General features: G+C 59.6%; 13 protein-coding genes and 1 riboswitch. Of the genes, 8 read left to right on the top strand and 5 right to left on the bottom strand.

Annotated elements, in window-relative coordinates; genetic code table 11:
- Positions 1 to 116 precede the first annotated feature (116 nt).
- From ACP7BS_RS27320 to ACP7BS_RS27305, 4 genes are all read right to left on the bottom strand, one after another.
- Positions 117 to 1,124: a FecCD family ABC transporter permease gene (locus ACP7BS_RS27320; RefSeq protein ID WP_426232818.1), complete on the bottom strand. Its 1,008-nt coding sequence runs from the start codon at positions 1,122 to 1,124 to the stop codon at positions 117 to 119.
- Between the two features lie 77 nt (positions 1,125 to 1,201).
- Positions 1,202 to 2,164, bottom strand: a complete 963-nt coding sequence (locus ACP7BS_RS27315; protein WP_426240605.1) for an ABC transporter substrate-binding protein — start codon at positions 2,162 to 2,164, stop codon at positions 1,202 to 1,204.
- A gap of 16 nt (positions 2,165 to 2,180) precedes the next feature.
- A complete protein-coding gene (locus ACP7BS_RS27310) occupies positions 2,181 to 2,975 on the bottom strand; it encodes an ABC transporter ATP-binding protein (protein ID WP_426240604.1) in 795 nt (264 codons plus the stop codon).
- 25 nt (positions 2,976 to 3,000) lie between these two features.
- Complete coding sequence (locus ACP7BS_RS27305; protein WP_426232812.1) at positions 3,001 to 3,408, bottom strand: DUF1636 family protein; 408 nt, start codon at positions 3,406 to 3,408, stop codon at positions 3,001 to 3,003.
- Positions 3,409 to 3,517: 109 nt separating this feature from the next.
- Positions 3,518 to 3,732: riboswitch (cobalamin riboswitch) on the bottom strand.
- Positions 3,733 to 4,382: 650 nt separating this feature from the next.
- On the opposite strand from ACP7BS_RS27305, the gene rpsU reads away from it, so the two are divergent.
- Both rpsU and ACP7BS_RS27295 read left to right on the top strand, forming a co-directional pair.
- Positions 4,383 to 4,616 (top strand): 30S ribosomal protein S21, encoded by a 234-nt coding sequence (rpsU, locus tag ACP7BS_RS27300; RefSeq protein WP_037110421.1) that lies wholly within the window; start codon positions 4,383 to 4,385, stop codon positions 4,614 to 4,616.
- Positions 4,617 to 5,177: 561 nt separating this feature from the next.
- Entirely contained in the window at positions 5,178 to 5,624 is a 447-nt protein-coding gene (locus tag ACP7BS_RS27295) for an acyl-CoA thioesterase (protein ID WP_426240603.1), read from the top strand.
- On the opposite strand, the gene ACP7BS_RS27290 is transcribed toward ACP7BS_RS27295, so the two are convergent.
- Positions 5,621 to 6,580, bottom strand: a complete 960-nt coding sequence (locus ACP7BS_RS27290; RefSeq protein WP_426232809.1) for a LysR family transcriptional regulator — start codon at positions 6,578 to 6,580, stop codon at positions 5,621 to 5,623. The genes ACP7BS_RS27295 and ACP7BS_RS27290 overlap by 4 nt on opposite strands.
- A 135-nt stretch (positions 6,581 to 6,715) precedes the next feature.
- Between ACP7BS_RS27290 and ACP7BS_RS27285 the strand changes: the two genes are divergently transcribed.
- From ACP7BS_RS27285 to ACP7BS_RS27260, 6 genes are all read left to right on the top strand, one after another.
- The gene (locus tag ACP7BS_RS27285; RefSeq protein WP_426240601.1) at positions 6,716 to 7,498 is read left to right on the top strand and encodes an ABC transporter substrate-binding protein; all 783 of its coding nucleotides are present in this window, start codon (positions 6,716 to 6,718) and stop codon (positions 7,496 to 7,498) included.
- Between the two features lie 80 nt (positions 7,499 to 7,578).
- Positions 7,579 to 8,226, top strand: a complete 648-nt coding sequence (locus ACP7BS_RS27280) for an amino acid ABC transporter permease (RefSeq protein WP_426232806.1) — start codon at positions 7,579 to 7,581, stop codon at positions 8,224 to 8,226.
- A gap of 13 nt (positions 8,227 to 8,239) precedes the next feature.
- The gene (locus ACP7BS_RS27275; RefSeq protein WP_426232804.1) at positions 8,240 to 8,899 is read left to right on the top strand and encodes an amino acid ABC transporter permease; all 660 of its coding nucleotides are present in this window, start codon (positions 8,240 to 8,242) and stop codon (positions 8,897 to 8,899) included.
- The gene (locus tag ACP7BS_RS27270; protein WP_426232802.1) at positions 8,896 to 9,660 is read left to right on the top strand and encodes an amino acid ABC transporter ATP-binding protein; all 765 of its coding nucleotides are present in this window, start codon (positions 8,896 to 8,898) and stop codon (positions 9,658 to 9,660) included. The genes ACP7BS_RS27275 and ACP7BS_RS27270 overlap by 4 nt, the downstream gene beginning before the upstream one ends.
- Before the next feature lie 414 nt (positions 9,661 to 10,074).
- Positions 10,075 to 11,046, top strand: coding sequence for a sugar-binding transcriptional regulator (locus tag ACP7BS_RS27265; RefSeq protein WP_426232800.1), 972 nt, complete (start codon positions 10,075 to 10,077; stop codon positions 11,044 to 11,046).
- Positions 11,047 to 11,118: 72 nt separating this feature from the next.
- Complete coding sequence (locus tag ACP7BS_RS27260; RefSeq protein WP_426232798.1) at positions 11,119 to 13,173, top strand: bifunctional aldolase/short-chain dehydrogenase; 2,055 nt, start codon at positions 11,119 to 11,121, stop codon at positions 13,171 to 13,173.
- Positions 13,174 to 13,184: the final 11 nt, after the last annotated feature.

Genomic DNA, 13,184 nt, shown 5'->3' with positions numbered 1-13,184 from the left:
TTAACGATGGAAATAAGCTTCCCCTAAATTCCAAAAATCTGATCCATTTCGATTGCTCCCCAGCCAAATGCGCGAAGGTGCCAGTTTTTGTCATGGTATAGTTGCGATTGATTTGTTCAACGCCGCAGGATTGCGATGAAGGCAAGGCCGCCAACCAGCCCCGTTATCACGCCGATCGGGATGCCTTCCGGTGCCATGACAACGCGGGCGGCGATATCGGCGAGAATCAGCACCACTGCGCCTGCCAGTGCCGACAATGGAATGACGCGAACATTGTCGCTACCGGCAACGAGCCGGACGAAGTGCGGCACCATCAGTCCGATAAATCCGATGGCGCCGGAAAAGGCGACCATCACCCCTGTCAAAAGGGCCGTAACCACAAAAAGTTGTGCCCTGAAGCGGGCAACAGGGATGCCGAGTGTCGCCGCCGTTTCATCGCCCATGGCCAACGCGTTGACTTCCCGCGCCCGCAAGACCAGCCAGGCGAGGCAGACGCCAAGAATTGCGGCCGGATAGACAAGGTGCGGCCATTGCGCCAGACCCAAGCCACCCAGCATCCAGAACACAACCGTATGAGCGGCGCGGGGGTCACCTAGAAAGATCATGAGATTGGCGAGCGCCGTGGCCACGAAGGCGACGGCAATACCGGACAGCACCAGCCGATCGGCCGCCTGGCCTGAAAACCGCGTGACCGCGACGACGGCGATAGTGGCGAGGAGCGAACCGATGAAGGCGAACAGCGGCACGGTGACAAGACCGAAGATGAGGCCGGTGTGAAGCAATGCCACGATAGCGCCAAGCGTGCCGCCGGACGAAACCCCAAGAAGATGCGGGTCGGCGAGCGGGTTGCGCGTCACGGCCTGCAACACGGTGCCAACGACGGCAAGACCTGCACCCACCAATGCTGCCAGGATAACCCGCGGAAAGCGGACATCCCAGACGATGCTGTCGCGGCCGGCAGACCATGTAACCTTGATCAAGCCCGGCGACAGGTGGTTGGCAACGATCGACCAGACAGTAACGAACGAAATGGGCGCAGCGCCCAGCGAGACGCCTGCCGTGACGCTCAGAACGATCAGGATCGCCGGTACGGTTACACTCAGAAAAATTCGGCCGCTCGTCATGTCGTGTCCATTTTGTACGCAGAAAGCAAGACCGGGCAGATAGACCCGCCCGGCCGGATAATTTGGATCAAAAATTACTACATGCTGCGCGGATGAAACGTGTCGGCAAGGCGGCTGATCGCGTCTATGTTGCGTGGGCCGGGTGTCGCTTCGACATAGTCGAGCACAGCGAAACGATCATTCCTGACGGCGTCGAGGTTTTTGAACGCGGGATTTTCTTTCATGAAGGCAATCTTCTGCTCGGCTGTCACGTCGCCATAATTCACGATGACGATCACCTGCGGATTGCGTTCGATCACCGGCTCCCAGGAGACTTCGACCCAGTTTTTGTCCACATCGTCCATGATGTTGACGCCACCGGCTGCCTCGATCATCGCGGTTGGAATACCGAACCGTCCGGATGTGAATGGTTTTTCGGTGCCGGAATCGTAGACAAAAACGCGAACAGGTTGCTTGACCTCGCCAATCCGGTTTTTGATGTCGGCAAGCCCTTTTTCATAGCCTGCGACCAGCGTCTTGGCTTTGTCATCGACCCCGAAGATTGCGCCGAGGTTGAGGATATCGACAAACATGTCGCTCATCGTTGGCTTGGCCTTCGCCATGATGTGAATGCAGGATTCCGTCAGCTCGTAGACATTGATCTTGAACGGCGCGAGTGTTTCGGGCGTGACCTCGCCGCCAACCTTCATGCCGTAGTTCCAGCCGGCGAAAAGGAAGTCGGCGTCCGCATTGAGCAGGACTTCCTTGGTCGGATATTTCTCCGACAGTTCGGGGAGTTCCTTGACACCGTCACGGAGCTTTTGATCCAATGTCTTCCAGCCGGAAATGCCGGTATAGCCGACCATGCGGTCCTGCAGCTGCAGAGCCAGCATCATCTCGGTGAGATTGACATCGTTGGAAATCGCCCGCTTCGGCGCGGCCTCGAAGGTGACGTCGCGGTTGCAGCTCTTCACGGTGACCGGATAGGCAAGCGCCGGCATGGCGATGAGGGCGGTGGCGAGGAACCCCGCGGCAGAGGCAAGCAAGCGGAAAGAGGGCATGGTTTGTCCTTTCGGTTCAGGCGGTCTTGAGGGAAAATGAAAAGCGCGCGGCGGCGTTGCCCTTTACCGGATGGGCAAGGGCGGTGACGCCGAAGGTGGTCGAAATCGCGTGTGGTGTCAGCACGTCGTCCGGGAGGCCGAAGCCGACCATCCGGCCGTCGCGCATCAGCGCCACATGGGTAGCAAACGTACTGGCCAGATTGATATCATGCAGCGTGGTGACGATGGTGAGCTTCAGCCCGGCCAGCAGATGAAGAATTTCCAGCTGGTGGCGGATATCGAGATGGTTGGTCGGTTCGTCGAGAATGACGATATCCGGTTCCTGCGCCAGCGCTCGGGCAACCAGCACCCGCTGCTTCTCGCCGCCCGACAGTGTCGTGAACTGGCGGCTGGCCATTGAAGCGAGATCGAGATGCTGCAGGCAGTGAGCAACCTGCGCGCGGTCCTCGTCCGTCCAGCCTGTCAGGCCCTGACGTCTCGGAATGCGGCCCATCATGACCACATCGAGCACGGTGAAGGGGAAATCTGCCGGCATTTCCTGCAGCACCACGGCGACACGGCGGGCGGCAGCCCGGGCGGAAAGCTTGCGAATATCCTCGCCATCGATCTCGACCCGGCCCTCGATCGGGGCCGTCCCACGATAAAGGCAGCGCAACAGCGATGTCTTGCCAGCACCGTTCGGCCCGACGATGGCAAGCCGGTGACCGGCCCCCAGCGAGAAGCTGACGTCGCGAACGAGAAGGAGATTGGCTTTTGGACCCCAGCTAAGGCCCAAAACGTTCAGACTGGCGCCACGCCCGTCACAGCTCATCGGTTGCCCCCCGGGATCACGGTTTTCATTGGATGCGCGCTCCGTTCTGTTCCGACACAAGGAAAACGGCCGGAATCCGGGCAATGGTCTTGCCTCCGAGGCCGCGCGGACGTTCGGCCTCGCGTGTCAGGCCATCCGGCCGTTCAGCAAAGATCACGGCGAAATCCACAAGTGCGCGGATATCCGTGTCCGGCGCGATATCGCCAAACAGATAGGTCGCCTTGCCGCTGGCCTGGAAAGCGATCGTGCAGGGGCGCCGGCAACCGGCCATGCAGACGGTGCCCTCGATCGAAAAGTCGGACCCGCCGGCGATATCCAGGCGCGACAGGCTGTCGTTGAGACGAGCCAGCAGTTCCAATCCGGGGCGGCATGCCGTTCCGGTGATCCGGCAATCGGTGCAGACGGTTATGATGTGCTGTGGATGATGCGCCATGTCTTATCCCCGGAGGCAACGTCCGGAGTCCACATGGCGACAAAGTGCAGGCGCGCAAAAGCGCTGCTTTCAAGCCAGATTTTTTCCATCGGAACACCCCGTCCGTTGCAGTTGATCATCGATGATGGCAGGTCTCCTGGCTCGCGGGTCAGTGCGCATCCACCCCTTCCCGGCTTTTGGCCAGTGGGATGTTGTGAATGCGCTCGCCGCTTACAGTTGCGGGGGCAGCCACGGTTTTGGCCCCTTTTGGGTCATCCTCACCGTGTTCCCTTTTCAGCCGCTCCAGGGTCACCTGGAAGCAGCACCATCAGAGCGACATCTCGCACGATTCCAACAACCTGACAACGCCGGATTCCAATCTTTCGATATCATCATCGTGAACGTAATGTTATTTTATTACTAAGTGGTCGTCAAGCGGGACTGGGCGCCTGATGCATGGGTTGTTGCTTGTCGTGCCGTAAGATCTGCAGCGTCCGGCGCCCCGCCCCGCATGCTTGCGGAATGCCCCGGCCTGGTGTGTATGGGCAATGCGGTGTTCCCGCGGTAACCGCCGGACCGGAGGATTGCGCATATTCAGGCTCCATCATCTGTTGTTGGAGCGTCCAATGAATTTTTTAAATCTCGCCGATCACCCGGAGCGCAGCGTTGCGATCTTTGCCCTTGTCGTGTGGATAGCGACAATTGGACGGGCGATCACCATCACCTATGGCCAGTGACGGCCGCAGCTGGAAGGAAACTGGATGGCGAGAGCTGTAAATCCCGGCTTGGATGCGAGGCGTTGCGGTCTGTTTTACAGCGTCTCCGGCGGAAAACCGCCGGATTGATGAAGGGAGTTCCTGCTAAAATGTGAGGGCTTGAGCAAAAGACTAGGCGAATTATGTGAGAAAATTTGCCCCACGCTCTGGATTTGGTTCGTAAATTGCTCTACTGCCCCTGCCATCTCTTTAGTGAACATCAGACTTTGAAAGATTCACATGCAAGTATTGGTTCGCGACAACAACGTCGATCAGGCTCTCCGAGTGTTGAAGAAGAAGCTTCAGCGCGAAGGCGTCTTCCGTGAAATGCGTATGCGGGAAGCCTACGAAAAGCCGTCCGTCAAAAAGGCACGCCAGAAGGCCGAGGCTATCAGCCGTCAGCGCAAGAATGCGCGCAAGCAGCTGCAGCGCGAAGGCCTTCTGCCGGCACCGAAGAAGAAGCCAACCCGCTAATAGCGGCGGCTTTCGACGAGATTGGGGCTTTCTAGTCTAAGGCGCGTCCGGTATCCGGACGCGCTAGTTTTCGTTGTTTCCGGATACGTAGATTTGAGAGATGCGGCGGCCATCGGCCGTGACGGTGGCGCTGTGGCGGTCGATCGTTCGCCGATCGCATCCGCGACCCGCAGTGCTTTTCTTCCTTGAGCGGTCCGGTTAATGACTGCTGGTACGCTGGTACCATTGCAAGCTCCAAAGGCTTGTGGCTCTGCAAGTCCATATTTCAGCGATGCAGGTCCCTCGTTGCTTCTCCAGCATTCATAGCTCTCCATGTGGCGCGCACCCTCGGTCGCGGGAGACAAATGTGATTCCCCTGCAGGTGGCCGAGTTGCAACCCTCAGTGAATTTCCGCTGTATAAAGGAAATAATTCCTACAGGCCGCTGCGGCGGATGTCCGAAAGGACGTTCGCAGCGGCCACGTCTCGTGTGACCGCGTGTTGCGGCCCTTAAGCGGTTACGCTAAGCCTTCGCCGCCCGATGGCGGGAAACTCGCCGTTGGGCGCGGTGCGGGAGGAAAACATGCCGGATCAATCGCTTGTCACTTATGTTGGCGTGGCCCATCCGTGGATGTGCGACGTCATGGGGCATATGAACGTTCGCTATTATGCCGCGATGTTCGACGATGCCAGTTTTCAGCTTCTTGGTCATATCGCCGGCGCAGACGGTCTTGCCGATACAAGCCGAGGCTGGGCGGATGTCCGCTCGGAGGTTGAATACAAGCACGAGACCAAAGCTGGCGCGTTGCTGACGATCCACTCTCGCGTGGTGAAGGCCGGGCGCAGTTCGGTGACGTTCGAGCAGGTCATGTCCGGTTCGCTCGACGGCGTCGTCCATGCGGTCAACCGCACGGTCAGCGTCCGGTTCGATCTTGTCGGGCGGGTCGCCGTTGCAATCGACCCCGAGATGCGGACACGTGCAGAGGCGTTTCAGACTGAGGCAGCAGCCAACGAAAACAGTGCCGGTTAAGCGCCGTAGATGCGCTCATCGAGCGGCGTTTCGGCGATTGCGGTCTGGATACCGGTGATGAGCGCCTTTTCGGCACGGTTGATGATTTTCTCAGGGTTCACCAGCAGGAACACGTCGATCGCGGGGGGCGCCTCATAGGGCGGCAACCGCCACAAAAGGCCATCCTGCACATCGCGCTTGGCGACGTGAACAGGGAGCGGGCCGATACCGAGCCCTGCCACGATCATGCGCCGGACCTCCTCAAGGCTTGACGAGACGCCGACCACATTGCTTGCCAGTTTTGCCTCGCTGCGCAAAAGCGCCACTGGCCGCAGCACATCGGCAACATTGTCCGTGTGGAACGAGACGGAAGGCTCGCCCTTCAAATCGGCGAGCTTCAAGCCCTGTTGTCCGAAGAACGGGTGATCCGGCCCGCAGAAAAAACCGAAGAATTCCCGGTAGACCATGGTGTAATCCAGGGCAGCATCGCGATTGCTGACAAGGCAAAGCCCCAGAGACGCCCGCTTTTCACGGACCTGCCGGGACACGTCGCCGCTGGTTGCGACCGAGATGGTGACCGTTGCGCGCGGGTGGCTGCGATGAAACGCCGTCAATGCCTTGTCGAAGATCGGCGAGACGACGTGGCTGGCGACCGCGATCGTGACATGGCCGGTGACGTCGTCGCCGACGCCACGCACCAGTTGCGGAAGCTGCGAGATCGTGCCGAAGACCTCGATGCTTTGTTCATACAGCAGCTGGCCGACATCGGTCAGCTCAAACCGGGTGGCGTCGCGCTCTACCAGCCTGCGGCCTATCCGGTCTTCCAGCCGGCGAAGTGCGTTGCTGACACTGGGTTGCTTGAGATTAAGCTGCTCGGCGGCGCGGGTGATGCTGTTGACCTCGGCGATAACCACGAAGGTTCGCAGGAGGTTCCAGTCGAGCTCCCAAACCAGCCTTTCGGATCGTGATGGTATCATTCCTGAAATCTATACCTTCTATTTCCATTATCTATTTGCGCAATAATAGCACAAAGGCAATCATCAAAACCGGAAGGCGCGTCCACGCGTACCCCAGCGACAGAGAATGCGCTTTCATCCAGAGGAAAACAGCACATGAAGACACTCATTTCAGGCCTCATGGCCGCCACCCTGGCCCTTGCTGCCAGCTTTACCGCTTTTTCGGCCAGTGCCGACGATCTTGAGGCGATCAAGTCCTCCGGTGAAATCCGCATTGCCATGTCCGGCCAGTACCCGCCCTTCAACTTCGTCAACGAGAAGAACGAAGTCGTTGGCTTTGATGCCTCGATCGGAACGGCGATCGCCGAACGGGTCGGCGTCAAGGGTACGCTCGTCACCACCGCTTGGGACGGCATTATCGCCGGCCTGCTCGCCAACAAGTTCGACACCGTCGTCGGATCGATGACCATCACGCCGGAGCGCGAGAAGGTCGTCGATTTCGTCGGCCCGTACTACCATGCCGGCCGCGCGGTGTTCGTCAACGAAGCTTCGGCCGTCCAGAAGCTGGACGAATTGAAGGGCAAGACGCTCGGCGTCACGCTTGGCGAAACCCATGAGAAATGGGCTCGCGAACAGGGCGGCTGGGACGTGCGCACCTACAAGGGCCTGCCTGAGCTGCTGCTCGAACTGAAGGCCGGGCGCGTCGATGCCATCGTCGTCGACAATATCCCGGTGATGGTTGCCGTCAAGGAAACCGGTGAAATGGTCCGCCGTCTCGAAACGCCTGATATCGAAGGCGGCAGCGTCGCCATCGGCATCGCCATCCGCAAGAACAATCCCGAGCTGAAGGCTGCCATGCAGAAGGCTCTCGACGAGATGATGGCGGACGGTTCCTACGAAAAGATCGCCATGCAATGGGTTGGCAGCGACATCCGCTGATCGATCGATAATCGGACGCATTTGGCCGGCCAGATCAGCCGGCCAAATGTCGTTCGCAGGCCTCTCCCGGAGTTTTTCCCATGGATTTCCCGCTGATGCTGCGCGTCTTCCCGTTTTTCGTGGAAGCCGCTTGGGTCACAGTGCAGATATCGGTACTGTCGTTGCTGCTCGGCCTTGCGGTCGCAGCCGTCATCGCTTCGGCGAAGATGTCGGGCTCGTTTGTCTTAAGGGCATTCGGAAGTTTTTATGTCAGCGTCTTTCGCGGTACACCGTGCCTGATCCAGCTGTTCGTGCTTTATTTCGGCGGTCCGCAGATCGGCATCAATCTCGATCCCTTTGCTGCCGGTGTCATCGGTCTCGGACTGAACATCGGCGCCTACATGGCCGAATCCATTCGGGGAGGCATTCTCGGCGTCGACCGGGGCCAGGGAGAGGCGGCGCGCACGATCGGCTTCAGCAAGCTTCAGACCCTGCGTCTGGTGGTCCTGCCGCAGGCAGCGCGCCTGATGATCCGCCCGCTCGGCGTCAACGCGGTGGGTTTGATCAAGGGTTCGGCGCTGGTCTCGACGATCTCGGTCGTCGAACTGACCTACACGGCACAACGCTTCATCGGCTCCACCTACAAGCCGTTCGAGATTTTTGGGATTGCCGCCCTGCTCTACATGATCATCGTTTATGCCGTAGCGCGGGCGGTCGATGTCCTCGATCGCCGCTACGCAATCAACTGAGGGAGGGCGCAGCATGCAAGGTCTCGATTTCAGCGTCGTCACGCCCTATACCGACATCCTCCTTATGGGGGTGTGGTGGACGGTGGTACTGACCGTTACCGGTGCAGTCATCAGCTTCTTCTTCGGCATCTTCTTTGCCGTCGCCGTGCTCTATGCACCGAAGGTGATTGCCTATCCGATCCGCTTCTTCATGTGGCTGTTCATGGGAACGCCGTTGCTTTTGCAGCTGTTCCTGATCTATTTCGGCCTTTCGCAGATCGGCATCAACATCCCGGCGCTCGCTGCCGGCATCATTGGTCTGGGGCTGCACTTTGCCGTCTACAATGCCGACGTCCTGCGCGCCGGTATCGTCTCGGTCGATGTCGGACAGACGGAAGGTGCGCGCAGCATCGGCTTCGGCCGGTTCCAGACGCTGCGCTACGTTGTCATACCGCAGGCGGTACGCAATACCCTGCCCTCGATCGGCAATAACCTCATCGTCCTGTTGAAGGAATCGTCGCTGGTTTCGATCATCGGCATCGCCGAACTCGTGCATTCGGCGCAACTGGCCATCAGCGAAACATTCCGGCCATTCGAATTCTACATCACGGTGGCAGCACTGTATTACATACTCAATCTCGTCCTTGAAACCGGTTTGCGGCAGGTCGAAAAGCAAGTGGAGGTAACCCGATGACCGTCCAGCGGCCCATGGTCGAGGTAAAGGGCGCCCGCAAGGCTTATGGCGCTTTGGAAGTCCTCAAGGGGATCGATCTATCCGTCACGCGCGGGCAGATCGTTGCCATTATCGGCCCTAGCGGCTCGGGCAAGAGCACGCTTCTGCGCTCCATCAATCATCTCGAAACATTGAACGGCGGCGAGATCTGGCTTGATGGCGTACAGGTCAATCAGCCTTTGCGTGGTGCTGCTTTCGAGCGCCATATCAACGTGGTGCGCCAGCAGATGGGCATGGTGTTCCAGCACTTCAATCTGTTTCCGCATCTGACCGTTCTGGAAAACATCACCATGGGTCCGGTGATTCTCAAGGGTATGGCCAAGAAAGCGGCCCGCGAGCTTGCCATCGAGCTGTTGTCGAAGGTCGGGCTGGCGGAGAAGGTCGATGCCTATCCGTCGCGGCTGTCCGGTGGTCAGAAACAGCGTGTTGCCATCGCCCGGGCGCTTGCCATGCAGCCGAAGGTGATGCTGTTCGACGAGGCAACTTCGGCACTCGACCCGGAATTGGTCGACGAGGTCAACGCCGTGATGAAGCAGCTAGCCGCCGAGCACATGACCATGCTGATCGTCACCCATGAGATGCGCTTTGCCGGCGAAGTCGCCGACCGCGTCCTGTTCATGGACGGTGGCGTCGTGGTCGAGGAAGGACCGCCAAGCGAAATCTTCCGTGCCCCCACCCAGGACCGCACCCGGGCCTTCCTGAAGAAGTATCTTGCAGCGTGAATGATACGATCCGTTATGCCGGAAACTGACTTTCCGGCATAATGCTGATGCCTGAACCCGCGCTGCCAGTCATTCCTGCGCGCCAGCGAACACGCCGCTTTCATCGCCGCGTACGGCTTTGCCGACAGAGTGATTGAGCTGTCTCCCAGCCCAAAATCGTAACCATTGACCCGCTCACATCGTGAAGCGCGGCGCCGTTCGCCATGTTTGAGGACTGCGTGACGGCAATGCTGCCTTCCACGCTTCGACCTTTTCGCCTTGCGAGTGACTGAATGCATTTGGCGCCCTGCCTTTCGATGTGCATCGCCCCTTATCGGAAGGCTCCCTCGACAATATGCTTGCTTCCAAGGGGTCGCATTTGACTTTTGTCAGCAGTGATGACTATTGTCTAATTCGACGTTTGAAGGAGACATGATGCCCATCCGGTCCACTGATCAGATCCTGCACAAGGCGGCGTGGCTCTATTATACCCATGGCCTTCGACAGGATGAAGTGGCGCAGCGGCTGAATATTTCCCGTGCGTCCGTCGCCACCTATCTACGGCGCGCCCGCGAAACCGGCATCGTCAACATCGCCACATCGACACAGCTGTTTGCCGACGACATTTTGGCGCGCCAGTTGGAGGATGAGCTCGGGCTGACCTCGGTGTGGATCGTGCCAGAAGACCGGCAGGCCATGGATCCGACGGCGGAAATGCCGGTGGTTGCGGCTGCCGTGTTCCTGGAATTGATCAACAAGGGCGATCGTGTCGGCGTTGCCTGGGGCCGCACGGTTTATCACCTGGCCGATGTCATGCCCTATGCAGACCTGCAGGGCGTCACCGTCGTCCAGCTATGTGGAAATCTCGGCGCGCCGTATTCCTATCGGCCCGATCAGTGCACCACGGAAATCGCCCGGCGTCTCAATGCCGAAGGCATCAATGTTTATGCGCCGCTGGTGCTGAGTTCCGAACAACTGGCCGCAGCACTGCGGGCCGAACCAGTGATCCGCGAGCAGATGGCGACGATTTCCGACTGCCAGTTGGCGCTCTATTCCGTTGGCGGCATCGAAGATGATAGCCACCTGGTAAAATGCGGTGCGCTGACGGCGGAAGAAATGCATGTGCTCGGGCAAACCGGCGCTGCCGGCGTCATCGCCGGCCAGATCATCGACCGTGAAGGCCGGTGGCTGGACTGTGCCCATAATCGGCGCTGCATTTCCGCCGATCTCGATTCCATTCGCGCGATCGGCAAGCGCATGATGGTGGTGCAGGAAGACGACAAGTTCGAACCTCTTGTGGCGGCTCTGAAGGGCGGCTTTGCTTCGCATCTGGTGGTGACAACCTCCATGGCCCGGCGGCTTCTTAAGCGCTGGAGCGCCGAGGCGCGGAGCCGCACCAAACCATAGACGATCCCAATCATATCCTGATCCGCCCGGCGAGAATCGGGCTTGAATACCTGTCAAAGGGAGGAGCAAACAATGAAAAATCTCTGGAGCGATACCGACGCCGACGCCATGGTCGCCACCTATGCCACAAAGGGCATCAACCGCGATCTGGCGTTGCGCACCTATACAACGCGGCTGCTCGGCGGTGATCCGCGACTGGTCCTGCATGGCGGCGGCAATACATCGGTGAAAACAACCGTCAGTGATCTCATCGGCGACGAATGGGATGTGCTCTGCGTCAAGGGTAGCGGCTGGGATATGGGCATCATCGAGCCTGCCGGCCTTCCCGCCGTCAAGATCGCGCCACTCCTGAAGGCCCGCAAGCTGACCAAGCTTTCCGATGAGGACATGGTAACGCTGCAGCGCGCCAACCTGATCGATCCGGCCTCGCCCAATCCATCCGTCGAGGCGCTGCTGCATGCCTTCATTCCGCACAAGTTCGTCGATCACACCCATTCGACCGGCGTTTTGGCGATTGCCGACCTTGAGGGCAGCATGGAGGTCAGCGCCAAGGTGTTTGGGCCCAAGATGGGGCTGGTGCCCTATGTGATGCCGGGCTTCGATCTCGCCAAGCTGGCCGCCGAAGTGTTCGACCGGGACCCGACGGTGGATGGCCTGATCCTCGACAAGCACGGTATCTTCACCTTCGGCGCCACCGCCAAGGAAGCCTATGACCGGATGATCCACTATGTGACGTTGGCTGAAGATTACGTGGCGAAAAACGGCAAGAACCCGTTCACCCCGGCCGCCCTGCCCGCAAATCTCGCCAAGCCCAACGATATCGCAGCGATGCTGCGCGGCGCCGTCGCGGTCTCAAAGGGTGAAGGCCGGTACGACCGGATGATCGGCGAGTTCCGCACCTCGCCGGCAATCCTCGATTTCGTCAATGCCGCACAGGTCGAGGACATGGCTTCGCGCGGCGTTTCGACGCCCGATCTGTCGATCCGCATCAAGACGGGACCGATGGTTCTGCCAGCGCCGGATGCGAACAATCTGGATGGATACAAGGCCGTCATCGCCGAGCGTGTTGCGGCCTTTGCCAAGGATTATACCGCCTATTTTGAGGCAAATGACGGACGCGACGACGTCACACGCGTCATGCTGGATCCGATGCCGCGTTTGACGCTAGTGCCGGGCCTGGGCATGTTCGGCCACGGCCGTACCCTGAAGGATGCGAAGATCGCCGCCGATGTCGGAGAAATGTGGATCGAGGCGGCCCGCGATGCCGAATCCATCGGCCGCTTTCAGCCGGTCAGCAAGCCCGATTTGTTCGATCTGGAATACTGGTCTCTCGAGCAGGCAAAGCTTGCCGGCGCCAAAGCCAAGCCGTTCACCGGCCAGGTCGCCATCGTCACCGGCGGCGCTGGCGCCATCGGCGCGGCGGCGGCCAAGGCTTTTGCCCGTGAAGGTGCCCATGTCGTGGTACTCGATCTCGACGGTGCCAAGGCGGCGGAGGTTGCAAAGTCGATTGGCAATCAATCGATCGGCCTCGCCTGCGACGTCACCGACCCTGCCTCGGTTCGCGCAGCCTTCGATTCTGCCGTCACTACCTATGGCGGCGTCGATATCGTTGTCTCCAATGCGGGTGCTGCGTGGGAAAGCCCGATTGCCACCATGGACGATGCTCTGCTTCGCAAAAGCTTCGAGCTGAATTTCTTCTCGCATCAGAGCGTAGCGCAGAATGCGGTCCGGATCATGAAGGAGCAGGCCACCGGCGGCGTGCTGCTGTTCAATGCCAGCAAACAGGCGGTCAATCCGGGTGCCAATTTCGGAGCCTATGGCCTGCCCAAGGCAGCAGCATTGTTCCTGTCACGCCAGTATGCTCTGGAACACGGCAAGGACGGCATCCGCGTGAACGCGGTCAATGCCGACCGTATCCGCTCAGGCCTGCTCAACGAAGAGATGATCGCCAATCGTTCGGCGGCTCGCGGCTTGTCGGTCAAGGACTATATGGGCGGCAACCTGCTGGGCCTTGAGGTGACGGCCGACGACGTCGCCCAGGCCTTCGTGCATCAGGCTCTGGCCGAGCGCACCACCGCTGACGTCACCACAGTCGATGGCGGGAACATCGCTGCGGCGATGCGGTAAGCCAAGATCGT

Source organism: Pararhizobium sp. DWP1-1-3, assembly GCF_049896125.1.
GTDB lineage: Bacteria > Pseudomonadota > Alphaproteobacteria > Rhizobiales > Rhizobiaceae > Pararhizobium.
This window is presented reverse-complemented; position numbering and strand designations above follow the sequence as displayed.

What these genes read in the sequence shown, in the direction of transcription:
- ACP7BS_RS27320 (WP_426232818.1), bottom strand. Translation starts at nt 1,124, where the DNA reads ATGACGAGCGGCCGAATTTTTCTGAGTGTAACCGTACCGGCGATCCTG.
- ACP7BS_RS27315 (WP_426240605.1), bottom strand. Translation starts at nt 2,164, where the DNA reads ATGCCCTCTTTCCGCTTGCTTGCCTCTGCCGCGGGGTTCCTCGCCACC.
- ACP7BS_RS27310 (WP_426240604.1), bottom strand. Translation starts at nt 2,975, where the DNA reads ATGAGCTGTGACGGGCGTGGCGCCAGTCTGAACGTTTTGGGCCTTAGC.
- ACP7BS_RS27305 (WP_426232812.1), bottom strand. Translation starts at nt 3,408, where the DNA reads ATGGCGCATCATCCACAGCACATCATAACCGTCTGCACCGATTGCCGG.
- rpsU (WP_037110421.1), top strand. Translation starts at nt 4,383, where the DNA reads ATGCAAGTATTGGTTCGCGACAACAACGTCGATCAGGCTCTCCGAGTG.
- ACP7BS_RS27295 (WP_426240603.1), top strand. Translation starts at nt 5,178, where the DNA reads ATGCCGGATCAATCGCTTGTCACTTATGTTGGCGTGGCCCATCCGTGG.
- ACP7BS_RS27290 (WP_426232809.1), bottom strand. Translation starts at nt 6,580, where the DNA reads ATGATACCATCACGATCCGAAAGGCTGGTTTGGGAGCTCGACTGGAAC.
- ACP7BS_RS27285 (WP_426240601.1), top strand. Translation starts at nt 6,716, where the DNA reads ATGAAGACACTCATTTCAGGCCTCATGGCCGCCACCCTGGCCCTTGCT.
- ACP7BS_RS27280 (WP_426232806.1), top strand. Translation starts at nt 7,579, where the DNA reads ATGGATTTCCCGCTGATGCTGCGCGTCTTCCCGTTTTTCGTGGAAGCC.
- ACP7BS_RS27275 (WP_426232804.1), top strand. Translation starts at nt 8,240, where the DNA reads ATGCAAGGTCTCGATTTCAGCGTCGTCACGCCCTATACCGACATCCTC.
- ACP7BS_RS27270 (WP_426232802.1), top strand. Translation starts at nt 8,896, where the DNA reads ATGACCGTCCAGCGGCCCATGGTCGAGGTAAAGGGCGCCCGCAAGGCT.
- ACP7BS_RS27265 (WP_426232800.1), top strand. Translation starts at nt 10,075, where the DNA reads ATGCCCATCCGGTCCACTGATCAGATCCTGCACAAGGCGGCGTGGCTC.
- ACP7BS_RS27260 (WP_426232798.1), top strand. Translation starts at nt 11,119, where the DNA reads ATGAAAAATCTCTGGAGCGATACCGACGCCGACGCCATGGTCGCCACC.